This window comes from Runella rosea (assembly GCF_003325355.1).
GTDB classification, from domain to species: domain Bacteria; phylum Bacteroidota; class Bacteroidia; order Cytophagales; family Spirosomataceae; genus Runella; species Runella rosea.
In genome coordinates this window covers 6,302,383-6,326,356 of the sequence record NZ_CP030850.1, presented here as the reverse complement: position 1 = coordinate 6,326,356, position 23,974 = coordinate 6,302,383, and the positions used below count along the sequence as shown (strand labels likewise).

The 23,974-nt window shown below is 45.0% G+C and carries 18 protein-coding genes; 8 read left to right on the top strand and 10 right to left on the bottom strand.

Features of this window, described 5'->3' with window-relative positions; genetic code table 11:
- Positions 1 to 32 precede the first annotated feature (32 nt).
- The 4 genes from DR864_RS25960 to DR864_RS25940 form a co-directional block, all read right to left on the bottom strand.
- Complete coding sequence (locus DR864_RS25960) at positions 33 to 2,390, bottom strand: PSD1 and planctomycete cytochrome C domain-containing protein (protein WP_114070480.1); 2,358 nt, start codon at positions 2,388 to 2,390, stop codon at positions 33 to 35.
- 152 nt (positions 2,391 to 2,542) lie between these two features.
- A complete protein-coding gene (locus DR864_RS25955) occupies positions 2,543 to 4,045 on the bottom strand; it encodes a RagB/SusD family nutrient uptake outer membrane protein (protein WP_114069699.1) in 1,503 nt (500 codons plus the stop codon).
- A 12-nt stretch (positions 4,046 to 4,057) separates the two neighbouring features.
- Complete coding sequence (locus DR864_RS25950) at positions 4,058 to 7,126, bottom strand: SusC/RagA family TonB-linked outer membrane protein (protein ID WP_114069698.1); 3,069 nt, start codon at positions 7,124 to 7,126, stop codon at positions 4,058 to 4,060.
- 612 nt (positions 7,127 to 7,738) lie between these two features.
- A complete protein-coding gene (locus tag DR864_RS25940) occupies positions 7,739 to 8,362 on the bottom strand; it encodes an SGNH/GDSL hydrolase family protein (RefSeq protein ID WP_310587546.1) in 624 nt (207 codons plus the stop codon).
- A gap of 319 nt (positions 8,363 to 8,681) precedes the next feature.
- On the opposite strand from DR864_RS25940, the gene DR864_RS25935 reads away from it, so the two are divergent.
- Entirely contained in the window at positions 8,682 to 9,263 is a 582-nt protein-coding gene (locus tag DR864_RS25935) for an RNA polymerase sigma factor (protein WP_114069695.1), read from the top strand.
- Complete coding sequence (locus DR864_RS25930; protein WP_114069694.1) at positions 9,244 to 10,893, top strand: hypothetical protein; 1,650 nt, start codon at positions 9,244 to 9,246, stop codon at positions 10,891 to 10,893. Before DR864_RS25935 ends, DR864_RS25930 begins: the two co-directional genes overlap by 20 nt.
- On the opposite strand, the gene fbp is transcribed toward DR864_RS25930, so the two are convergent.
- Positions 10,890 to 11,888: a class 1 fructose-bisphosphatase gene (gene fbp, locus DR864_RS25925; RefSeq protein ID WP_114069693.1), complete on the bottom strand. Its 999-nt coding sequence runs from the start codon at positions 11,886 to 11,888 to the stop codon at positions 10,890 to 10,892. The genes DR864_RS25930 and fbp overlap by 4 nt on opposite strands.
- Before the next feature lie 166 nt (positions 11,889 to 12,054).
- Positions 12,055 to 12,942, bottom strand: coding sequence for a fructosamine kinase family protein (locus DR864_RS25920; RefSeq protein ID WP_205319163.1), 888 nt, complete (start codon positions 12,940 to 12,942; stop codon positions 12,055 to 12,057).
- Positions 12,943 to 12,981: 39 nt separating this feature from the next.
- Here DR864_RS25920 and DR864_RS25915 point away from each other — a divergent pair, with 39 nt between their 5' ends.
- Entirely contained in the window at positions 12,982 to 14,178 is a 1,197-nt protein-coding gene (locus tag DR864_RS25915; RefSeq protein WP_114069691.1) for an anhydro-N-acetylmuramic acid kinase, read from the top strand.
- Between the two features lie 80 nt (positions 14,179 to 14,258).
- Here the strand turns inward: DR864_RS25915 and DR864_RS25910 are convergent, their stop codons facing one another.
- Positions 14,259 to 15,515, bottom strand: coding sequence for an aspartyl protease family protein (locus tag DR864_RS25910; RefSeq protein ID WP_114069690.1), 1,257 nt, complete (start codon positions 15,513 to 15,515; stop codon positions 14,259 to 14,261).
- A 249-nt stretch (positions 15,516 to 15,764) separates the two neighbouring features.
- Between DR864_RS25910 and tpiA the strand changes: the two genes are divergently transcribed.
- Positions 15,765 to 16,529, top strand: a complete 765-nt coding sequence (gene tpiA / locus DR864_RS25905; RefSeq protein ID WP_114069689.1) for a triose-phosphate isomerase — start codon at positions 15,765 to 15,767, stop codon at positions 16,527 to 16,529.
- A gap of 127 nt (positions 16,530 to 16,656) precedes the next feature.
- Positions 16,657 to 17,763: a hypothetical protein gene (locus tag DR864_RS25900; RefSeq protein WP_114069688.1), complete on the top strand. Its 1,107-nt coding sequence runs from the start codon at positions 16,657 to 16,659 to the stop codon at positions 17,761 to 17,763.
- Between the two features lie 51 nt (positions 17,764 to 17,814).
- Here the strand turns inward: DR864_RS25900 and DR864_RS25895 are convergent, their stop codons facing one another.
- The gene (locus tag DR864_RS25895; protein ID WP_114070479.1) at positions 17,815 to 18,588 is read right to left on the bottom strand and encodes an amidohydrolase; all 774 of its coding nucleotides are present in this window, start codon (positions 18,586 to 18,588) and stop codon (positions 17,815 to 17,817) included.
- Positions 18,589 to 18,614: 26 nt separating this feature from the next.
- On the bottom strand, positions 18,615 to 19,928 hold the full coding sequence (locus DR864_RS25890) for an alkaline phosphatase D family protein (protein ID WP_114069687.1): 1,314 nt from the start codon (positions 19,926 to 19,928) through the stop codon (positions 18,615 to 18,617).
- Between the two features lie 97 nt (positions 19,929 to 20,025).
- Here DR864_RS25890 and DR864_RS25885 point away from each other — a divergent pair, with 97 nt between their 5' ends.
- The 3 genes from DR864_RS25885 to DR864_RS25875 all read left to right on the top strand — a co-directional run bounded on the left by DR864_RS25885 (position 20,026) and on the right by DR864_RS25875 (position 22,938).
- A complete protein-coding gene (locus DR864_RS25885; protein ID WP_114069686.1) occupies positions 20,026 to 20,760 on the top strand; it encodes a class I SAM-dependent methyltransferase in 735 nt (244 codons plus the stop codon).
- A gap of 95 nt (positions 20,761 to 20,855) precedes the next feature.
- The gene (gene lysA, locus DR864_RS25880) at positions 20,856 to 22,118 is read left to right on the top strand and encodes a diaminopimelate decarboxylase (RefSeq protein ID WP_114069685.1); all 1,263 of its coding nucleotides are present in this window, start codon (positions 20,856 to 20,858) and stop codon (positions 22,116 to 22,118) included.
- A 106-nt stretch (positions 22,119 to 22,224) separates the two neighbouring features.
- Positions 22,225 to 22,938: a YebC/PmpR family DNA-binding transcriptional regulator gene (locus DR864_RS25875; protein ID WP_114069684.1), complete on the top strand. Its 714-nt coding sequence runs from the start codon at positions 22,225 to 22,227 to the stop codon at positions 22,936 to 22,938.
- 86 nt (positions 22,939 to 23,024) lie between these two features.
- Here the strand turns inward: DR864_RS25875 and miaA are convergent, their stop codons facing one another.
- Positions 23,025 to 23,936, bottom strand: coding sequence for a tRNA (adenosine(37)-N6)-dimethylallyltransferase MiaA (gene miaA, locus DR864_RS25870; protein WP_114069683.1), 912 nt, complete (start codon positions 23,934 to 23,936; stop codon positions 23,025 to 23,027).
- Between the last annotated feature and the right edge of the window lie 38 nt (positions 23,937 to 23,974).

Genomic DNA, 23,974 nt, shown 5'->3' with positions numbered 1-23,974 from the left:
GACTCTCTTTTCTCGCTTTTACTTCTCTTTCATCAATAAATCAACTGAAACTCAGGGTGCAGCGTCATGGCCCAAACCAAATCCTGAATTCCTTCGTCGGTGGGCTTGGGGCCAATGATTTTTTGAGCCGCCGCGATTTCTTTGGACAACGGCTCCCGTCCCAGCGACTTTTTATAGAGTTCTTTCACCAATGCATCGGAAGTCGGATATTTGACTTTCCAAATCTTTGCGCCGTTTTTCAGGGCTTCATTAAATTGGGTTCCATTGGTCAATTCTAGTGCTTGCAAAAGATTCGCCTGAGAGTTTCGACTTGTGCTCACCGTTTCCCGGTTTGGTCGCCCCAAAGCCGTCAAGAAGGGATCTCTTTTTACCAGAGATGCACGCGTGAAAGGAATCTCCTGCTTGATGGTTTCGGGTAGTTGCTTAAAAACAAGCGCTGAATCTCCATAAATTGGATTAAAAACCACACTTACCGCATCCGCAAACTGCTCTGCCGTTAATCGCCTGCGCACCATTCCCTGAAATACAAAGTCAGGCGCTGTCACTAGGCCCGCATCTTTGATGCCAATGGAAGGCAATTGATACGTTTTGGAAGTCAGAATGGTATACATCAGTTTCTTAATATCATAGCCATTCGCCGCAAAATCAGACGCCAGCCAATCCAGTAAATCCTGACTCCAAGGTAAATTATCCATGGCATCTACCGGCTCAACAATGCCCCGCCCCATGAGTTGCGCCCATACCCGGTTCACCAACGTACGATAAAGTCGTCCATCTTTTGGCTGTACCAAAAACTCAGCCAGTTCTTTAAGTCGTTCTTCGGTCACAGGGGTCTCTTTTATTTGACCTAGTTCTTTAAACAACAACCCGCGCCCAGCTAGTTTACCCGTGGGCTTATCACAACGATGTATTTCCAACGTAGTATCGGCAAAAACATTGGCAAACGCGTAAGCATCTTCCAATTTCCAGTCGCTAATAAAACTATCATGACAAGAGGCACATTTCAGGTTCAGTCCCAAAAACACCTGCGCTACGTTTTGGGCGGCTTGCATTTCATTGCGCTGACTAGCATTGATGGTTCCGCGCCATTTAATTCCTTTGATAAACCCTGCAGATTCTTTCGTCGGGCTGATTAACTCTTTGACAAACAGATTGTACGGTTTATTGTTTTTGAGAGATGCATACAACCATTTTGTGATATTGAAACGCCCACCCGTGATGTATCCTGTTCCAGAATAATCATTACGAAGGGCATCGTTCCAAAACGTAAGCCAATGCTGGGCGTAGTCTTCGTTGCGAGCCAGTAGGCTTTTGACCAATATTTCCCGTTTGTCGGGGCGATTATCCTCGATAAACACCTGAATATTTTCGGGAGAAGGCAACAAACCAATGACGTCCAAATAAACCCGGCGGATGTACGTTCGGTCATCTACGACATTCTTCCAAGCAATTTTGTTTTTCTGAAAATACGCATTGACCAAGCGGTCAACGGGTTGCGTAAATTGGGCCGTTGCGGGGGGCAATTCTGGCATTCGGGGGGCCATTTCTGCCACTCGATAAATGCTTTTTTCGGGACCATCGGGCCACGGAGCACCTTGTTTTATCCAAAATTCCAAGAGAGCCACTTCTTTCTCACTGAGACGCTTGCCTTTGGTAGGCATCGCTTCTTTATGGCCTGTTGGAAGGGTGATTCTGCGTATAATTTCACTTTTGCCGGGATTTCCCGCCACGATAATCGGCCCGTCTTCGCCGCCTTTAAAGATAAATTCTTTTTTGTCTAATCGTAACTCCCCTTTTGTTTTGGTTGCGCTATGGCAACTGTAACAATTATGGGCCAAGATAGACCTCACTTCCACGTTCAATTCCACAATTTGTTCCTGCGTGAGGGGCTGATTGGTATTGGCAAACGTAAAGTTTGCACCTCCTTCGGTATTCTCTTTTTGTTCTTTGTTGAAAGGTAAAACGCCGGTCAGATAATCTTCTCCGTGCGTCAGTAAAGCGCCGTAGTGCCCAGCCAATGTTACGCCGCCTACGGTCATAAAAAGCATTGTTTTATAAAGCGAAGCGCGCCCCGTACGAAGGGCAAACAGTGAACCTAAGGCAAAAACCATGGTGGCAATGCCCGACCATTGGTGAATGGTGACGGTATCGCCGCCGTATTCGTCCTGATTGGCTAAAAGTAAACCCAGCGCTACAGCCAACACTGAGCTGATGGCCCCAATCCAAACCAAGGCGGTTATGCCAGCGCGCAATTCGACTGATTTGCGCCGCCAACCAACAATTTCAAGTATTAACGCTACGCAAAGCAAACTGATGGGGAAGTGGACGACCAAGGGGTGTAATCGGCCTAAAAACTGCCAAAGCCAGAAGATTTCTGTGGTTTCCTGCACGGTTTTTAACAAAAATAAGGGTGGTAAAATTTGGTTAAGAAAGTACCTGTCGTAGAATGCAAAATTGCTCTTTAGATTACGACAGGTACTTGTAAATGTACTACTTATAAAAGCGGACTCTTTATCAAATCCTACTTATAAAAGTCTGCCTGCTATTGGTAACCGGGATTTTGAGTGAGTTTGCTGTTGATCAAAATTTGCGGTGCCGGAATTGGTAGGTAATACTCAAAATCACTATACACATAGTCGAGCGCGTTGAAAGCAATTCCGCCTCTTGGTACCGTTGGACTTGTTTTTTCTTTGGCCGCATAAGCATTCATAAACGCCGCCAATTCAGCGGGCGTTTTGGTGCGCTGTAAATCAAACCAACGATGGTTCTCAAAAGCAAGCTCAACGCGTCTTTCTTTGAGTACGGCCGTACGGTAAGTGTCTTTTGTCAATCCAGTCAATTCTGCCAGCCCTGCCCGTTTACGTACTTGGTTCAGATATCCCAATGCTTCGGCATCTGGTCCGGTAGCTTCGTTGATGGCTTCGCCGAGCATCAACAACACATCAGAGTATCTAAGCACTGGCCAGTTATTGTCCGAGCGCCCCGTAATTGTGTGCGGGTAGCGGTATTTATTGATAAAAGGAATAGAGACAACCGTACCGTTGAGGGTGTAGCTAGTTTGCAAAGAAATATCTTTGCGAAGGTCGCCAGGTTCGTATGCCGCAATCATGTCATTGGTCGGGATATTACGACCGCTTGGAGTGGTATTAGCAAATCCTGTCACCGCTCCTTGAGAAAGGCGTGGCGCAAATAAATACACAAAGTTGCTTTGCTCGCCCAAGTCGTTGCCACCCTGATACTGAACTTCAAATACAGATTCTACACCGTTCTTTTTAGTCGGGTCAAAATTATCCTTGTAGTTGGCATACAAAGAATAACCCAAAGGCAACACCTGCTTTAAAGTAGAAACCGCCTCAGGATAACGCTTCAGGGTCAGATAAACTTTACCCAACAAGCTCAACGCGGCTCCTTTCGTAACCCGTCCTCTGCCCGCAGCAGGATAGGTAGTTGGGAGTAAGTTGACGGCATCTTTCAGGTCGGCTTCGATTTGCTTGTACACATCTGCCTGCGGAGATTTTACCAAATCAAAAGCTTCATTAGGGCTTTTCAACGTTTTGGTAACCAGCACGACGTCTCCAAAATAACGAACCAAATTAAAGTAATGGAAAGCTCTGATGAATTTCAATTGACCACCAATGGCGCTCTTGGCGGCGGCATCAATGGTGCTTGTTTCAAGCTTTTCCAGTGCATAGTTGATATTGTACATGGCGGAATAATGGTTATTCCACAAAGCCGCTATTTCACCATTGCCAGGGTTAACGGTCGAAAACTCAAATGCTTCCCAACCAGCTGCTCCCCCACGGTCAAGGGGGTTGAAATCAAGCGTTGTGTTGTCAGACATAAATTCCTGTCCCAAATACGCGGTGTTGGTAATTCCCTGCAACTGACCATACACTCCGTTGAGCGCCTGCTCAAACTGGGTTTGGTTTTGGTAGAAAACATCCGTACTGATTCGGGTAGGGTCAGTGGTCGTCAGGAAATCATCGTTACAAGAAAACTGAACGAAGCCAAGTGTTATAAGTATAAAAGAGGTTATTTTTTTCATTTCTGCGTAGAATTAAAAGTTAAACTTAGCACCAACCGCCAACGTTCTTGGAACAGGATATGACTCATCGTCATTGTTCAATTCCGTGCCGCCTCTTACACCCGCATCAGGGTTATTGCCAGGGTATTTAGTAAATAAAAACAAGTTGTTTGCCGTTACAAAAATACGGGCATCGCTCAATACGGATTTGAATTTAGGAAGGTTATAACCAAGGGTTACGGCTTTTAACCAAACATAGCTGCCATCGTATACGTAACGCTCACTACTCTCGCGTGACCATTTGAAGTAGTTGGTTCCACCCTGTGAATTTTTAGCATTTGGATTGGAACCTGGGTTGGAAGGTGATCTCCAACGGTCTTTCGCTTTGTCCAATACGTTAAACACGCCGTCCATGTTCATGGTCGATGCTTCGATGTTACGATAGATGTCAAAGTCGTGTGCTCCCACAAACAAAACGTTCAGGTCAAAACGACGATAATCAGCCGCAACGGTCCAAGCCCACGTAAAAGCAGGGTTTGGATTTCCGATTTCAACCATGTCTTGTGTGTCGTACGACACTACGCCGTCGCCGTTGGTATCGGCAAATTTCATACCGCCCGGAATCACACCGTCTTGCTTAGGCCACGCGTCGATTTCGGCTTGCGTATTGAAGATACCCAATTTTTGGTACCCATAAATCATTCCGATAGGGCGGCCTACTTTTTGTACGTTATAGCCACCATAGAAACTGCCGTAATACAACATATCATTCGCGCCTTTGATGGCTAATATTTTGCTGCGGTTTACGGTAAGGTTAGCATTGGTCCGGAAATTCACTTTTCCAATGGTTGTTCTGAAGTCAGCACTTACTTCTACCCCACGGTTCTGCACTTTTCCGATGTTATCCAAACTTGAAGTAAAACCTGACACCGCTGGGATAGAAATGGGCAGCAACATGTCGTTGGTAATTTTGCTATAATATTCAAACGTGAAGGTCAGCTTGTTGTTGAAAGTAGCCACGTCTAAACCAATGTCCAACTGGTTTGATTTCTCCCATTTCAGGTTGGAGTTTGCAAATGAACTAATCACTTTTCCTGCCGCAAATGCATTGCCGAGGATATAGTTATTGGCTCCGACAAACGCCAAACTTGGATAATTACCGATATTGTTGTTACCAGTTACCCCCCAGCTTGCTCTCAGTTTCACATCCGTCAACCAAGAAGCTTTAGGCATAAATGACTCTTCCGTTAATCTCCAACCTACCGAAGCTGCAGGAAAATCTCCGTATTTGTTTTGAGCTCCAAACCGTGAACTTCCCTCACGACGGAATGACGCTGAAAACAAGTATTTATCTTTGTACGAATAATTGGCGCGGGCAAAATACGCCAACAGTCCCCAACCATACTCATAGGAGTTGGAAGAACGAATAGATGCCGCCCCCAAATAAGGAACCAAATCATCCGGGAATGTATTTCCTGAGCCATCTACCCCGTATACAGTTTCTTTCTGAGAAGTTACCCCCAACAAAAAGTCCATGGACTGATTAGCTCCGATTTTAGGCGTGTAGGTCAAGAGTTGGTCAAAAGAATAATTGCGCAACTGCTCGTTTATATCCCGGGCCGTCGCAATTCTAGGAGGTGCGCCTGCTGTACCAGAAGCCACCGATAAACCGATAGTCGAAGGCACGTACTCTTTAAACGTATTGAAGTTAATCTTTGCATTGACCGAAGTACGGAATTTCAGGTTCTTCAAAATGGCAATTTCTGCAAAACCATTGGCAAGTACATCTCCGATATTTCTTCTTCTGATCACATTGTTAAGTACAAATACAGGGTTAGGAAAACCAAAAGCTCCGTCAACCCCGCCAATGTAAGGGCGCATCGTACCGTCATCGTTATAAATTGGTTCGCGCGGGTCCATCAACAACGCACCTCCTACCAAGGCGCTACGACCGTCGGTATTGGCTAAGTTTTGTTTGGTATAGCTACCGTTTACGTTCATCCCAACGGTCAGGAACTTAGTAACCTCACCTCCGATATTACTACGAATAGAAACCCGGTCGTAATTTGTCTTGATAATAGACCCTTCTTCTTTAAAATAACCCACCGAAAGCATTGATTTTAGCGGGCCTTTTCCCGACGAAATCGTCAGGTTTACGTCCATATAAGGTGCATTGTTGTTCATGATAGCCCCAAACCAGTCGGTCGAATACTTGGTCTGCTCTGGGTATCGGAAACCAATAGGTACCTCTTCCAATCTCGGTTCTCTATTCTGAAAATAACGGATACCATCTTCAAAAATCTCCTTTTTAAACTGGGCAAATTCAACCCCATTGAGCATTTTTACCCTTCTAGAATCTGGCACATTCTGAATACCATAATCAATAGAAAGATTCACGTTCACTTTTCCTTCTTTTGCGCTTTTGGTGGTAATCAACACTACCCCGTTAGAACCTCTCGCTCCGTAAATCGCGGTTGAGGCGGCATCTTTCAAAACCGTGATGCTTTCGATGTCGTTGGGGTTTAAGTTTTGCCCAACCGAAGTACCTACGGCAAACCCGTCAATTACGTAAAGAGGGTCACTACCCGCTCCCAAGGAACCTATTCCCCGTACCCGTACTTCAAATATTCCGCCCGGCGTACCGCTTTTCTGCTTCACCACTACCCCAGCCGCGCGGCCCTGAAGCAGCTGGTTCATGTTGTTGGCGGGCTGCTCACCAATATCTTTCATATTGATGACCGATACCGCCGATGTAATATCCTGCTTCCGTTGCGAGCCGTATCCCACAACTACCACTTCCTGCAAGGCTTTCAAGTCTTCTTCGAGCGTTACGTCAATGGTTTTCCGCCCTTGGCTGTTGATGGTTTGGCTAATCAAACCCACGTACGAAAAAACCAATGTCGGGTTCGTTTTTGTAGTTGTAATTTTGTACTCTCCGTCCGAGTTGGTCGTTGCACCATTGGTTGTTCCTTGCTCAAGAATAGTTGCCCCTGGGATTCCCAAACCATTGGCGGTGGTTACCTTGCCCTGAATTTGCACTCCTTGTGCCACTCCCTTGAAGGCAAGCAGCATACAAAGAATAAAAAGTCGAATTTGTCTCATAATAAAGGTTGTGTTAAGGGTTGTTTAAATTGTTTAATTAACTTTTGAAACTGATGGTCATGGAATAGTTAGCTACATAGATGAATAGGATTAAATGGTGTTTTTTTAGGGTAAATTAATTAGGTGAATGAATAAAATTTAACACTTTTTTACTTTGCAACAATCAACTGATTTTCAATAACTTACATGTAAGTTTTTATTTTTCCTATACAATTCATAATTGAATTTATCCTGTACTAGCCTGCCTAAGTGCTTTAGTATGGACAAGGATTCTTGCGATTGACAGTACGATGGTATAAGTGCTAAAATCCTTTCATTTATATAAACATATTGAGTTTATATTTAACAAATCTAATCCAAAGAAAAAGCATAGTATTTGCTCAAAATGGTCATTCTTTTGCACTTTTTGATATTTAAATGGTATTAAATACAGCCCATTAGCTCCCAAATCAAACGTTAAAATAAAATCAAAATTAACTACAAAATCAATAATTAAATCACTGAATATCAAATATTTAAACCATAACTAAAATCATAACAATACACAAAAAAAGAGGTCTCCGTTGGTGGGAGACCTCTTTTGGTGAATCATTAAAAAACGACTAGACAATACTACCTAAAATAGGTCATTATTCCGTCGGCGATCAACTGGTGTCCTTTTTCGTTTGGATGATTTACCTGCGACATATAGGAAGAAATAATTTCACCAGATTGTATTTTTTTTTGAAAAAAGGCATAACTGTCTACCAATCCCAGATTATGCTCTTTTGCCATCTCAATGATTTGTTTTCGGTGTTTTTCTAAGGCACTCTCTGGATCCAACAAAGCTGTACGTTGGTCAGGCGAGGGCGTGAGCAGGATCACTTTTATCTTTTTTTGAGCGGCTTTTTGTATCATAGATACCCACGCTTTTCGGGCCTCCTCAAGCCCCATGCCACGGTCATTTAATGCGTAGTCAATAAAAATAACATCTGGCCGATGCACCAGTACTTCCGTTTCAAATCTATCTGCACCACCTTTTGAACTTTCGCCCCCAATCGACGTATTAATCACGTTGATGACCGCATACGGATAGAGCGCCTTCAATTGTTTTAATACCTGATAAGGATATGCTTCCAAAGTATTAACGACGGGTGTCTTGAAGTAGCCTGCTGGCACTGAATGACCGTGAAAAACCAGATTGATGGCCCTGTTTTTAGGCCATTCTTTGGTTAGTTCAGTTTTAAGGTCACTCATATAAGTTGATGGGTCTGCAATCTCCTTTCTTGGAGTCCATTGCAGGGAAAACACAACGAGTAAAAAAAGGTATCGCTTCTTCATTGACGGTAAGGGTTCGGTCATTTTAAATGAAATACAAGTAAACAAGACGCAATCAATACTTGATTTTTCAAAGATTATTTTATACAAAAGACATCTTTGGCGGGTCGAAGTTAAAAATCGACTTTCGTAAGTATTCAATTTAGGTGGGCAACATTCCAGTTAGTCAAAAAAAATCTTATCTTTTCGAAACCATAGACGCAACCAATCATTTTAAAATTCCGTAAACAATTATCGGATGTTATTTTCTCGTGCGTTGAAAACTTTGCCGGAACTGCTTGAAGGCTGTCTGAAAAACGACCGCAAGTGTCAAGAATTGCTGTATAAGCAATTCTACGGTTACGCTATGGGGGTTTGTATGCGTTATGTTCCGAACCGCGAAGAGGCCCTAGAAGTAGTAAACGACGGTTTTCTGAAAATATTCCAAAAAGTTCAGATGTACGACGCTGAAAAACCCTTTAAAATATGGCTGAGGCGCATAATGATAAATACCGCTCTGGACCATTATCGTCAAAATGTAAAATTTCAACACAACACAGATCTCAGTGTTGCCGAAAATACCATTGCCGCTGCTGACAGCGACAACGTCTACAGTACCTTGGCGCACGAAGATTTGATTGAACTTATTCAACAGCTTACCCCATCGTACCGTACCGTATTCAACTTATACGTCATTGATGGTTATTCACACGAAGAAATAGCCCAGCGTTTGGGCATAAGTGAGGGCACTTCCAAATCTAATTTGGCCCGTGCCCGCGAAAACTTAAGAGTTATGTTATCTAAAAAGAAAAGCAATGAGTATGCAAGAGTTCCCAGATGATTCGCTGGACGACCTCTTCAGAAAATCTGCTGAGGAGTTTGAGCCAGAATTTGAGCCTAAAGCATGGGCTGCAATGCGCAAAAAATTAGACAGTACTGACACTAACGGAACCCCGAAAAAACGTTCGCTCCTCCCTTTAGTGCTATTACTTTTGTTATCCTCTGGTGTTATCATTGGCGGAGTTCTTTTATGGCCTCGGGTTAACACACCGCTGTCCAGTAAACCTGCCGTTGCTCCGTATGATACTCAACAAAGTTCTACCTCAACCACCGAAGCAGACAATCAACCCAAGACAATAAAACAAGCTCAAGCGGCTTCTGAACATAATCCCCGCAATCCTGAACTAAATAATTCTAACCAAAACCCTGAATCTGGAGCGAAAAATACCGTTGAAACAGGAGCGGTTTTACCTGATAATTCAACAAAAAGGGAAGAGTTTACTTCTGGCAACGCCCGAGCACCTAAAACGGTTTTACGCGACAGTAAAATTGGTAATAGTACTACCAACCCAGAAAACATTGGTGTCGATTCACCGTCCTTCCCCGCTAAATCTAATGAGCGAACGGCTAGAGAAACGAACAAAAAAAACAAGGCAGATAATCGGAATAAATCAACCCGCCCATCCCTTGCGCTTTCTGGCAAACCATTGTCGTCTAGCAACGACTCAAAAATTAGTACAAAATCGGCACAAAATACCAGCAATAGCCCCCAAAGCAGTTTTGTTGAGCCATTGACATCAAAAAACAGCAGTTCTACCAACAGAAAGCAAGCAGGCATTGGGTCAGAACGCTCTACGGCTTCATCCAACTCCGTTTCAAAAGAGTCAACATCGGCCACGATTTCGCTTCCTAACAATAATGGAAATCAAGAAAACCTAAGCCCAATGCTGCGGGTCAGTACCCCAAATACGCTGAGCATCCATCCTTGGCATCTGCTCAGTGTAGCGTATGCCTCCCCTACGGTTTCGTATACTTCTCCCCTGCCCCCACCAGTAGTAGCCAAAGCTACGCAAGCCGAAGCGGGGCCACTTTTCAGAAAAGGGCTAAGCCTGCGAATATTGGTCGCCCCCGATTTGAGTTACATTGGGTTTGACCAAATGAAACGACCCGGAACCACATTGGGAGCCATGCTCGAATACCGTTTCAGCAAAAGAATAAGTGTTCAAGCGGGCGCTTTACGTGCCATGAAACTCTATGATGCCACTGGAAGCCAGTACATTTGGCCCGAAGTCTGGAACTCTCAAAAAGCACGCCCCAGTGCCATCGAAGCCGCCTGTAAAGTGCTTGATATTCCGCTCAACGTGCGGTATGACATCACTCAATCAACCAACAAACGCTGGTTTGTTTCGACGGGAATCACGAGCTATAAAATGCTCAACGAGAAATACATCTATACCTATCCGCCACATTCTTATAATATCAAATGGCCCGACTGGGAGGGTTCTACGGGTAGTTATTGGTTCGGAGTTTTGAATTTTTCGATGGGTTTTGAACGTCAGATTGGCAAAAAAATTACCTTGCAAGCAGAGCCTTATTTTAAATTACCTTTGGCCCAAGTGGGTTTAGGAAAAATAAAACTGAATACCGCAGGCCTGTTTATTTCTGCCCGCTATCGTTTGGGTCGTTTCTAAATCAAATTCATCAATTCATTGACCATCGTTTCGGCACCAATATAAAGCGGCGCCCGCTGATGAAGTGATTCTGGTTCGACCTCCAATATACGTTGAAAACCGTTGGTCGCTTTGGCCCCTGCCTGTTCAGCAATCATGGCCAGCGGAAAACATTCGTACAAAAGCCGCAATTTTCCTTTGGGGTCTTTGCTCGTAGGCGGATACAGGTAAATGCCGCCTTTGAGTAGGTTTCGGTGAAAATCACCCACCAATGAGCCAATATAGCGCGCCGAATAGCTGCGTTTGCGGCATTCTATTAGGTATTCTCGTACAAAGCTTTCGTAGCTGTTGTAATTGCCTTCATTGTACGAAAAAATCTTCCCGTCCTGCGGGCTACGAATATTGGCGTGGGAAAGTATAAATTCTCCCAATGAAAAATCATACGTAAAACCTGCTACACCGTTGCCCGTAGTGTATACCAAAATGGTTGAAGAGCCATAGAGAATATACCCTGCCGCCACCTGCTTATCGCCACCTTGCAGAAAGTCCTCAATGGTAGGTTTTTCACCAAGCGGACTTACCCGCCGATAAATGGAAAAAATGGTACCAATAGATACATTGACGTCAATATTGGAGGAGCCATCCAACGGGTCGATGGCTACCACGTATTTACTTTGATTGTTTCCCGTGTGAATAATATCGTCTTCTTCTTCCGAAATAATCCCGCAAACTTCTCCTCCATTAATAAGCGCCCGGATAAATCGAATGTTTGCCACCACATCGAGTTTCTGTTGGGCTTCGCCCTGCACATTGTTGGTTCCAAACCCTCCCGTAATATCAATCAACCCCGCTCGGTTAATTTCCCGGTTAATAATTTTTCCAGCAAGCGCTATGTCTCTCAAAAGTTGAGAAAGCTCCCCCGTTGCAAACGAAAAAGCATTTTGATTGTGCATGATATAACGGTCCAACGTTACACCTACGGGTACTGCAATGTGTTGGTCAATATTCGTTTCCATAATTTACCATCATTGAGATTGTTGTTGGGAGAGCTTTTGTGCAAAACTACGAAATATTATATTTTTAAAATCAAATTATCGAAAATATAATTTCGATAATTATAAAAATTATACAATTTTAAATACATCTAAATTTCATCCAATTTTTTACCAAAAACTTCAAATTTCAGACACCAACATAACGCTTAATGAGCCGCTCAATGGGGGGTAGGTAACTTCTCCCGAAGAGATTAACATGAACCAGTAACGGGTAGAGATTATAAATCGGAATACGGGCTTCAAAATGAGGCTCAAAAGGAAATGATTCTTGGTAATTTTCGTAAAATTCGTCATCAAAACCACCAAATAGATGCGTAAATGCCAATTCAGCTTCCCGATATCCGTAGTAAGGAGCAGGGTCGACAAGGGAGACTCTCCCGTGCTCATTGATGAGAAAATTGCCCGACCATAAATCGCCGTGAATGAGCGCGGGTGCTTCAGTGGGAAGTAAATTTTTAAGCAGCGGATAAAATCGCTCTAATCGATTGTACAATTCAGCCCCAATCAGGTTATTGTACAATGCCAATCCTGCCTGAGGGCGTAGGCGTTTTTCTACAAAAAAGTCAATGCCATTTTCATAAAAAGTATTATTCTGTTCTAACGAGCCAAGGTAATTATCGAAGTTTAATCCAAAAAAAGGCTGCGTGTGCGAATGTAACTTGGCGAGCGACTGGCCGAAAGTCCGCCAAAAATTTGGGTGCTGTCCACCATTTTCGACAAACTCCTGTATTAAATAAGCCCGACCGCCGTTTTTGCCATAACCATATACCTCGGGAATGTGAATCGCATTTGTATTTCGTAAAAGGGCTAAACCACGCGCCTCTTTTTCGAACATATCTTCTTTTTCGGCATGGTTAAATTTGACAAAAAACGTACCTTCGGGCGTAAGAACACGGGCCGCCGTATTGATGCTCCCTCCCGCTACAAAACGAGCGTCATTCACTTCGACCGCCTTGCCGAAGGTTTCAAAAAGAATACTTTCAAAAAACTGATATTGATCAAGTCCATCCCACATACCCAAGAATTAAGCACCCATTGATTGTTTACTTACGCTATGAATCCAAACCTAGTAAAACTTTTTCAAATAGCCCAAAAACCTGAGCGGCGAATCGTTGGCCTGATGTCAGGTACTTCGATGGACGGGTTAGACATTGCAGTGTGCCGTTTTAGCGGAAGTGGCTCCACCACCCACGTGACACTTGAACACTTCGACACCGTTGTTTTCGGTGAGGATATTAAGGATGAAATACGCAAAGTATTTGCAAAAAAAGAAATAGACTTTCAGTTGCTCTGCCTGCTCAATGCATGGATTGGAAAACTTCATGGCAAGATGATTTTGGATAGCCTGAAAAAGTTCAATCTCACTCCCAACGACATAGACATCATAGCCAGTCACGGACAAACCGTTTTTCATGCCCCAAAAATCCTCCATCGCATTGAAAAATATCCCAATGCGACCCTTCAAATCGGCGACGGCGACCACATTGCCGTTACAACGGGCATAACAACGCTGAGTGATTTTCGTCAAAAACACTGTGCCGCGGGCGGCGAAGGTGCCCCACTGGCCGTATATGGTGATTATTTTATTTTCTCCCAAAAGGACGAAAATCGCATCATGCTCAACATGGGTGGAATTGCCAACTTTACTTATTTGCCCGGCAATCTGAACGCCCAAGAAGTGTTTGTGACCGATACTGGGCCGGGAAACACCCTCATTGATGCTTTTGCGCGCAAATTCTTCAACTTGCCCTATGACAAAGGCGGTAAAATTGCCGCAAGCGGAAAAGTACATGATGAACTGTTGAAATGCCTCAAAAAAGATGCGTTTTTCGACGCCCCTTTCCCTAAGACCACTGGCCCCGAATCATTCAGCCTCGATTACGTGCGTTTGGCACAGCAACGCAGCGGTACAACATCGCTGGCCCCCGAAGACCTGATGGCTACCCTAACCCGGTTTTCTGCCGAAACCATTGCGGAGTCCATCTTGAGGGTTTGTAAAAAAGACGAAAGTTATCGCCTTTTTTTAAGTGGTGGTGGAATGCATAATCCTGTATTGGTGGGTGCATTACGCGAATTATTACCAGATTATGAAATGGATATCACGGATTCATTGGGAATTGTGGGAGATGCTAAAGAAGCCGTCTTGTTTGCCATTTTGGCCAACGAAGCGCTCTGCGGCCAACCCACTGATTTTGGCAACCGAGAAGGTGTGCCTAGCATATCAATGGGTAAAATTTCGTTACCTTCATAAAAAGACAATAACAACAGTGCAACAAAAAAAAGGGAGGAAAAACGCATTTCCTCCCCCAGATTCCAACTTACCACTTTGCCTCAAATCATTCGTTTTAGCTGAAATCTAGCAAATTGGATGGCTCCTTTTCGACGAACAAGCAGCGATATTTCTTTTCCTTCTCCTTTTTGAAGAAGTTTGTATACTTCACTGATAACCAGTTCGTCCGAAGATTTATTATTGATAAACAAGACTTCGTCGCCTTCTTGTAGCCCCGCTTCCCAAGCAGGTGAGCCCTCAATGACTTTGTCGATGTAGAATTTGCGGAGGTCTGTGCCCTTGGCCCGCAACTCCATGCCGCTCATATCATGCTCAAACGTTTCTTTTAGGCGACGCTTGACGGGTTTAAGCACCATGTAGCGATCTGCATAGTTGAACGTAACCCGAAAACGTCGCAATAGTTCACAGCCGATGTTTCCTTGTCGTTCATTGCGAGCCGCAAATTTTACCCCAAAAGCCAGACTGTCGGGAAAAGAAGCCAGCACGTTGTCCAATTCATATTTGCCGAAACGGACTTTATCGATTCGGCCCAAGCTTCCATTAATGACGCCGTTCAGTCCGCGTCCCAGTTGGGCACGAAGGACTTTCTCGGGAAGTTGGATTTTATTATCATACGATTTATCAATCAACAGTGCATGACCCGCACCTGTGTCAATCACAACCCGAATCGGCAACTCGGTACCGTTCCCCACCAGCGCAATAACATCCGCGTACGGCTTGGTATCTTCAATGATAATCGGATAACGGTCACCATGTCGGCGGCGGTATTTGTAGCTTTCAGGATTCATCAATACGAGTTCGCGATTGGTAAAATCAATTGTAACCACAAAATTATTGAACACTTCATAGCCAAAAATTCCGTCAATCGGTATCCCCACGTATTCTGAAAGTTGCAGTACATCCTCTTCCAAAACCACGATGTTTTGGTAGGTAGCCCGCATCTTTCCCATTTCAATGACATTCCCAATGGCCACCGACGCATTCAGCGATTCACCTTCTCCTGCGCCTGTCAGTTGTACCCGACGAGTAAACCGTAGTTTTTGGTTTTTAATGGCATCGGGCTTAGTAATGATTAGCGAACTTACACCCGTATCAAGAATAAAATGAAGGGTATCAGAATTGTTGATTTTGAGGGGAACAACAATGAGATTTGCGTGCAATTCAAAGGGAATCCGGGTAAATTTGGCATTCCCAGTTAAAAAATATCCGAACTTATCTTCTTTCTTGGTGCTTTTTTGAGCGAAGATAAAAAAAGGTAAAAAGAAAAATAGAGCCAAGTGTAAATGACGTCGTGCCATAGCTGTACCCAAAAAAGCGTTTGGGTGTTGGTAAAGATAATCTTGTTTCTTAGAAAAACAAAAAATATACCCAAAAAAGTGCCGTTTTGAATTAATATATTCTTACTAATTTCGCAACACTTTCTTATCGGGTAAAAGCACGTTTTTAGATAATTTTGAATTTTGCATCTAAACAGTAAAAAAGTGTTTATAAAGCCTAAATATACGAAATAAAATCAACCCAATATTCATTCAAACTCCTCTATTCCAATGAGAAAAAAAATAGTAGCCGGCAACTGGAAAATGAACAAAACCCTCGAAGAGGCGCTGATTCTTACCTCAGAAGTGGTCAATATGGTTCGCGACGAAGTACGTGGCGACGTGGAAGTGATCCTGTGTACCCCTTACATCTATCTGCCGGTATTACAAAAATACGTTGAAGAAGTAGACCGTATCTCTTTGGGAGCTCAAAATTGCCACCAAAAAGCCTCTGGTGCCTATACAGGAGAAATCTCTGCCCCGATGCTTGCCGCCCTCGGCACGCCCTACGTGCTGGTTGGACACAGCGAGCGCCGTCAATATTTTGGCGAAACGGATGAATTATTGGCCGAAAAAGTAAAAATCGCCTTAGCTAATGGCCTCAAACCTATTTTTTGCTGCGGTGAATTGCTCGAGCAACGCCAAAATGAAGATTTCATTGCCATCGTAAAAGCCCAAATCACCGCCGCTCTTTTTGACCTGTCGGCCGAAGATTTCGGAAAAGTAGTGATTGCTTACGAACCCGTTTGGGCGATTGGCACGGGCCTCACGGCTACGTCGCAGCAAGCACAAGATATGCACGCGGCATTGCGCGAGCACATTGCTGGCCAATACGGCGCCCAAGTCGCCGACGATACCACCATCCTGTACGGTGGAAGCTGCAACGAAAAAAATGCCGCCGAACTCTTTGCTTGTCCCGATGTAGATGGTGGCCTCATTGGCGGTGCCTCGCTCAAGTCACGCGAATTTACCAACATCATCAAAGCACGGATGTAATTTTTGAGCAGTATAGCTTGCTTTAACAGTCTGACGGTTTAAAACCGTCGGACTGTCAAACTTTCGCCTCGGCTGAAATACCACCTGCCAAACTATATTCCTTCTCCCTAAAAACCGCCTCAAAACCATGAAAATCACTCGTTTTTCTTCTGCCTTAGCGTTAGGCTTTCTTTTATTATTCAACGCCTGCCAACGCCCTACGTCAAAACTGCAAACGGGAGGAATCATCGTAAAAGAGGGGTTTATTGATTGTTTTCAAGCGGGCCTTCAGGCCGCAGGGAAAGATGTGTGGTGCGAAGCTTCGGCAGTATTGAACGACGGAAATTATATTTCAATGGCCAACGACAAAGACATGCCAGGCACCGATGCATCCATTTTTTACTGGGCCTACGCCGAAACGGGTGTTTTTGGAAGTAAGCCCACGTATGTTACCCAAAATCTTTTCAAAACCGCCCAAAAATACGAAGATTTCGCCCTGACACCCGACCGTAAAGTGGCCTTTTTAACCACCGCCTTCGACCGGGTAAAAGAAGGAAGTACCGAATGGGATAGCTACAACGCGCTGCTTTATTGGCCCGTTAATGGCGACAGCCCGCAGACCATCCAACCCAAAGCAGTTCACTTAGCTACGGGCGAGAAGTTTTCGATGGGATTGCGGAATGCGTTGTCAAAAGCCTTACGCTCTACTGAGTTTCCTGATGGCATGCCCTATTTTAAAGTGGAAGGATTTGCAGCTACCAACAATAAACTCTTTTTCGGGATTCGGGAAGAAGGTAAGAAGTACGATGATTTTAAATATAAAGCCAAAGTGTTGACGATTTCGTATCGTTTTGAAAAAGATTCGTTGGTGGCAGGGACTGACTTTCAAACCCTGGCCGATATTGACATTGCTACGCTGGAGCCTTCCCTTCCCAAGCCGTTGGCCCTTTCGTGCCTCGAATTTGACGCCAAACGCAATATCTTTTGGGTCTTGACTTCCATGGAAAGCGAAACCCAACTCAACAGCGCCTACCTCTGGTGGGCCACCGAGGCCGATTTGAAAAGTGGTAAACTTCATTTGGTCAAAGACCGCGCCACTGGCCAGCCCTTAAAGTTTACCCATAAGGCCGAAGACCTTACGCCCGTTGGTTCTAACCGTCTGTTCGTCATCCACGACGACGACCGCAACCGCACCAAAATCGGCGACCAAACCCGCCAACCGCATCAAGCTGCCTATACGATTGTGGAGTTTTGAGATAGATTTTTTGTTTTTTTTATGCCGTCGTTGGTGTTTTTCACCAACGACCTATTTTATCTCAAATTCATCGGCATCCAAATGCGCCGGAAAACGCTCTCGAAACGCCCGTAGCGCTTCATAATCAAGCGTTTGTTCAATAACAATCTCATTGGCACTGCGCCGATTCAATAATTCGCCCTTGAAATCAATCACGGCCGAGTCTCCCGCATGATACAGGCCGTTTCCATCCTCTCCTACCCGATTAACGCCGATGGCGTAACTTAAATTTTCGATGGCGCGGGCCTGCAAAAGCGTATTCCAAACCTGACGCCGAACGGCGGGCCAATTGGCAACGTAAACCAGCAAATCGTATTCCATCTGCCGATTGCGCGCCCAGACAGGAAAGCGTAAATCATAGCAAATCAACGGGCACACCCGCCAGCCTTTGATTTCTTTGATGATGCGGCGTTCCCCTGCCGCGTAGTGCTCATGTTCTTTGCCCATCCGAAACAAATGACGTTTGTCGTAAGCGTCAAATTCACCATCGGGCTGCACCCATAGCAAGCGGTTGAAATAATTGCCGTTTTCCTTGACGACATAACTTCCCGTAACCACCGCCCCCGTCTGCGCTGCCATTTGACGCATCCACTTGAAGGTGGTCAAATTCATGGGCTCGGCTACGGTTTCGGGCTTCATGGTAAAGCCTGTTGTAAACATTTCGGGCAAAACGATGAGGTCAGCGGGCTGCTCCAAGGCCGCAATTTTTTCTTCCAGCATGGCCAAATTAGCCGTTGGATTTTCCCAATGTAAAGAAGTTTGAATAAGCGCAACGCGTAAATCCATAACGATCTGGTTCCCTTTAGTTAGCATTACTTCAACTCATTTGATTTGATTTCACGCGTCCAAAGTGGCTGATTTTGAGCGTTAAAAACGGTTACTTTCAAAACACGCTCTTTGGCTGGGCCTGTGATTTCGAATAGCCCAAAATTGCGCGTGTTGCCCACCACTGTTCCTTCAACAAAAGTGGTAGCACTTTTTTCGGCATCAATGGGTTTTCCAGCACCAGAAGTCAGGGGCGAAATGGTAAAATCGTACAACGGATAGGTACCAAAACGATCAAGTTTGTGTAAGGCCGTATGGTGACGGTCGCCTGTGAGAAAAATAACCCCGGGAATTTTGGCATCGGCGATTTTTTGCAGAAAACGGGCCCTTTCTTCACCGTAAATGGCGTAGTTTTCATACACTGCTGCGGTGTTGATGACTTGGCCACCCGTTACGATAAATTTAAAAGATGCTTTGCTGTTGGTCAAGGCATCAATCAGCCAGTTGATTTGGGCTTCTCCGAAATAAGTACGGTCGTCGGCGCGGTTGTTGGGGGCACGAAACCAGCGGTCGTCGAGCATAAAAAACTGCGCATCGCTCCATTCAAAGGTTCCTGTACAAGCACCTTCAAAAATGTAATTGGGATTTCCCCAAAACAAACGAAAAGCTTCTGAAGTAACGTTTTTGTGCGCAAAACTGCGGTCGGAGTCATTAGGGCCATAATCGTGGTCGTCCCAAATCGCGTAGTGGTGTACCGAGCCTAACAAAGGCTGCATCTCGGGCAACGAGCGCGTATGCGTGTTGCGGTACAAAACCCCCGTACGGGTATTCCAATCAGGCTCACGGGTATAAACATTATCGCCACCCCATACCATAAAATCAGGTTTTTGAGAGACAATACTCTTAAATATTTCATAGTCGCCACCGTAAGAATTAGGGCGATCGTAAGGCGCATCGTTGACGTACGTACAACTGCCAAACGCAAATTTGAGCGCGGGCGGGTCGGTACGCCACTGCCACAAGGTCTGCGACTGAAAACTGAGCGGATAAGTGATGGCTACCTTTTTACCATCCACCCATACTTCATAGTCATATTTTTTGCCAGGCTGCACTTGGTCGGCAATCAGACGTGCAATAAAGGCCGTATTTTTGGCGGTTAAGGTTTCGTCGGTTGACCATTTTTGCGCCATGTTTCCCTGTTCCCAATACACAAATTTTACCTTGGCTGGCTGCTTGGTTTGCACCCACAAAAGCACTTCACGCATATCAGAATAGCCCACCATCGGCCCTGATTGGATTTGGGCCAAAAGCGAAAACGTAACAAAACAAAGAAGGAAATGTACGAATAGCAGTTTTCTCATGGTTATGGTTATTTTTGACGCAAGTTAAAAAACAATCCATTGAGCAGTAGCTTCATTGATCTTTTTCAATGTAAAGATTGTGTGAATTAATCTCCTTATGAAAGACCTTTTTTCGGGCCACGCCACCGATTACGCCCGCTATCGCCCCGACTACCCCGATACGTTGTACCAGTGGGTTTTCCAACATGTCCAACATTTTGATAAGGCCTGGGATTGTGCCACTGGCAACGGTCAGGTAGCAACCGTTTTAGCAAAACACTTCCGCGAAGTGGAAGCAACAGACCTCAGCCAAGCTCAACTCAGTCAGGCGGTTTTGTTACCCAATATTCATTATCAAGTAAGCCCCGCCGAATCCTCGCCCTTTGACGCAAATACATTTGATTTAATTACCGTCGGACAGGCGCTGCATTGGTTTGATTTTGAGCTTTTCAACGAAGAAGTAAAACGAGTGACCAAAAAAGGCGCAATTATCGCAGTTTGGGGCTATGAATTGCTCACTATTTCCCCCGAAGTGGATGCCATTATTCTGGATTTTTACCAAAATACCATCGGCGATTATTGGGACGACGAGCGCCGCCACATTGAAAACCAGTACGCTGACGTTCCTTTTCCTTATCGCAATATAAAAAAGAGTGTTTTTCTGCAAAGCTACGATTGGTCGTTGACGCAACTCTGCCTCTACCTCAACACTTGGTCAAGTGTGCGCAAGTTTGAAAAAGCCAACGGTTACAACCCCATTGAAGCCCTGCATGACCGCTTAATCGGTGTTTGGGGAAGCTCGCCGACTCGTTTGGTTACATTTCCCGTTTTTGCGCAACTCGGTGAGGTTTGAAAAAGCAGAAGCATCAACTATCTTTGCGGCTTCATTTTCAACCAATCAACTTTTTTCTGTCGCTGACGTCCGCCCTCTTAAGCGTTAAGAGAATAATGATCAGCGAATTAGCCCAAATCATCATGCAATTAGTAAACGACCGTTACGAAATCCAAGGAATACCCGTTTTAGACATCGCGCAGCAATTCGGAACCCCGCTCTATGTATATGATGCCGACAAGATAGTCGATAAAATCAATCAGTTGCGTAACGCCTTTTCATCGGTCGATTTAAAGATAAAATTTGCCTGCAAAGCCCTAACCAATGTTTCCATCCTAAAATTAATGCGCCAAAACGGGGTGGAATTGGACGTAGTTTCGCCGCAGGAATTGGAGCTAGGTCTGCACGCTGGCTACGAAGGCTCACAGATTACTTTTACTCCCAGCGGGGTTTCCTTTGATGAAATCGAAACGGCCGTGGCCGTAGGCTCAATCATCAACCTAGACAACCTGATTGTCCTCGAAAAATTTGGGCAACGTTTTGGTGGAACTGTACCGTGCATGATTCGCATCAAACCCAACGTGGCCGCAGGTGGAAACGCCAAAATCATGACCGCGCACGAAGGTTCTAAATTCGGCATTGACATTCGGCAACGCGAAGATATTCTGCGGATTGTGAACCAATACGGCATCAACGTCGTAGGATTGCACCAGCATACGGGTTCTGACATCAAAGAAGCCAATGCCTTTGTACGCGCCGCTGACGTAATTTTTAACTTTGCCAAAGATTTTCCCAACCTCAAAATCATCGACTTAGGCGGAGGCTTTAAGGTAGCCTACAAAGAAGGGGACCCTATCACCGACATGCCCGCGCTGGGCGCTAAACTCAGTGAAGCCTTTCTAGCTCTAAGCGAGCAATTGGGCCGCAAGCTTCAATTGTGGTTTGAGCCGGGCAAATTTCTGGTCAGCGAATCGGGCATTCTGTTGGTAAACGCCAACGTGGTAAAATCAACCCCTAATCGCACTTTTGTGGGGGTCAATTCGGGCCTTAACCACCTGATTCGTCCGATGATGTACGATGCGTACCATCACATTGTCAATGTTTCAAATCCCGTTTCTACCCAACTTAAGACCTACGACGTAGTAGGCTATATCTGCGAAACCGACACCTTTGCCACCGACCGTCCACTCACGGAAGTGCATGAAAATGATACCCTTGCGTTGCTCAACGCGGGTGCTTACGGATTTACGATGAGCAGCCAGTACAACAGCCGTTTTCGCCCCGCCGAGGTGTTGGTCTATCAGGGCAAGGCACACATCATTCGCCAACGCGAAACGATGGAAGACATTCTGAAAAATCAAGTACTTTTGGAACTATAACCGCGCGCCAAGGGGCCGTTGAGCGCCGAATAATTGACGCCAATCGACCCAACATTTGACGCCATTTTTTACTAATTCATTAAAATCACACATTTACTCATTCAATATGGGACGCGCATTTGAATACCGAAAAGCCAGTAAATTAAAACGTTGGGGAATGATGGCCAAAGTCTTCACCCGAATCGGTAAAGACATCGTAATGGCCGTAAAAGCTGGCGGAGCTGACCCCCAAAACAACTCTCGTTTGCGGGCCATTATCCAAAACGCCAAAGCGGCAAACATGCCCAAAGAAAACGTTGAACGGGCCATCAAGCGGGCAATTTCCAAAGATCAGGAAGATTACAAAGAAATTGTATACGAAGGAAAAGGCCCTCACGGAATCGCGATTTTGATCGAGGCTACCACCGACAATACCAACCGTACCGTAGCCAACGTCCGCAGTTATTTCAACAAATTGGGTGGAAGCTTGGGCACTTCGGGTATGCTGGATTATTTGTTTGACCGCAAATGTCTTTTCAAAATTGCCAACGAAGGCATCGACTTGGAAGAGCTTGAGTTTGAACTCATTGACTTGGGCGGTGACGAGGTATTTTTGGACGACGAAACCAACGAAATCAACATTTACGGTGAATTCTCGGCTTTTGGAGCCATCCAGAAATTTTTGGAAGAAAAAGGCTACGAACTAAAAGGCGCAGAATTTACACGAATTCCGACGGAATTAAAGGAACTTTCGGAAGAAGAAATTGCCGAAGTAGACAAACTCATCGAGCGCCTCGAAGAAGACGACGACGTGCAGAATGTGTACACCAATATGAAGTAATTTCAGTGACAAAAACGGGGTTTCGGCTTCGTTTTTGTCATTTTATCCGTTCATAATTCAGGAAAGGTTAAATCAACTCTTTTCTTCTATTCCAGCGCTTCCCTCGTTGACTGAATATAAGTGAGCACTCCCTCAAAATCATCGGCCTGAAATCCTTTAAAATTTCCTTGGTGCTTGAACCACGTAATTTGTCGCTTTGCGTAGCGGCGGGAATTGCGTTTGAGGAGTCGTACCATTTCTTCATAATCATATTGGCCATCCAGAAAGTCAAACACTTCTTTATAACCAACCGTTTGCAGGGCATTATGCTCCCGATACGCCACCAACGAACGGGCTTCTTCGACCAAGCCTGCCGCTAGCATTTGCTCCATCCGGCGGTCAATGCGCTGGTATAGCTCCTCCCGATTTCTTTCCAACACAATTTGCAAAATTCGGAAAGGACGTTGCGCAGGCTGGTGTTCTCTAAAGGACGAAAACGGCTTCCCAGTCAATAAACAAACTTCCAACGCCCGCACCACACGCTGGGTATTTTGAAGGTCATTGGATTCGCAATACACGGGGTCTAAGGCACGAAGTTGGGTTTGCAAAGATTCAAGACCTTCCACCTCCAGTCGGTGCATCAGCTCGGCCCGCAGTTCGGGCGGGGTTTCGGGCAAATTGTCCAAACCTTCACAAACGGCCTTGATGTACAATCCAGAGCCGCCCGTTAAAATCACGACATCCTGTTTTTCATAAAGTTTATCCAACACCGCCAAAGCATCGCGCTCAAAAGACCCCGCACTGTACAAAATGCCGATGGAATGAGAATTGATAAAATGATGCGTAATCCCCTGAAATTCAGCCTCTGATGGCTTAGCGGTACCAATGCTAAGCTCACGGTAAAACTGTCGGGAATCGGCAGAGATTACTTCGGTATTCAGCATTTGTGCCAATCGGACACAAAAGTCAGTTTTTCCAACAGCGGTAGGGCCCGCAATGACAACGAGAAGTTTTTGCAAAACACTGTTAAATAGTTATCCGTAAATACGGCGCCTCG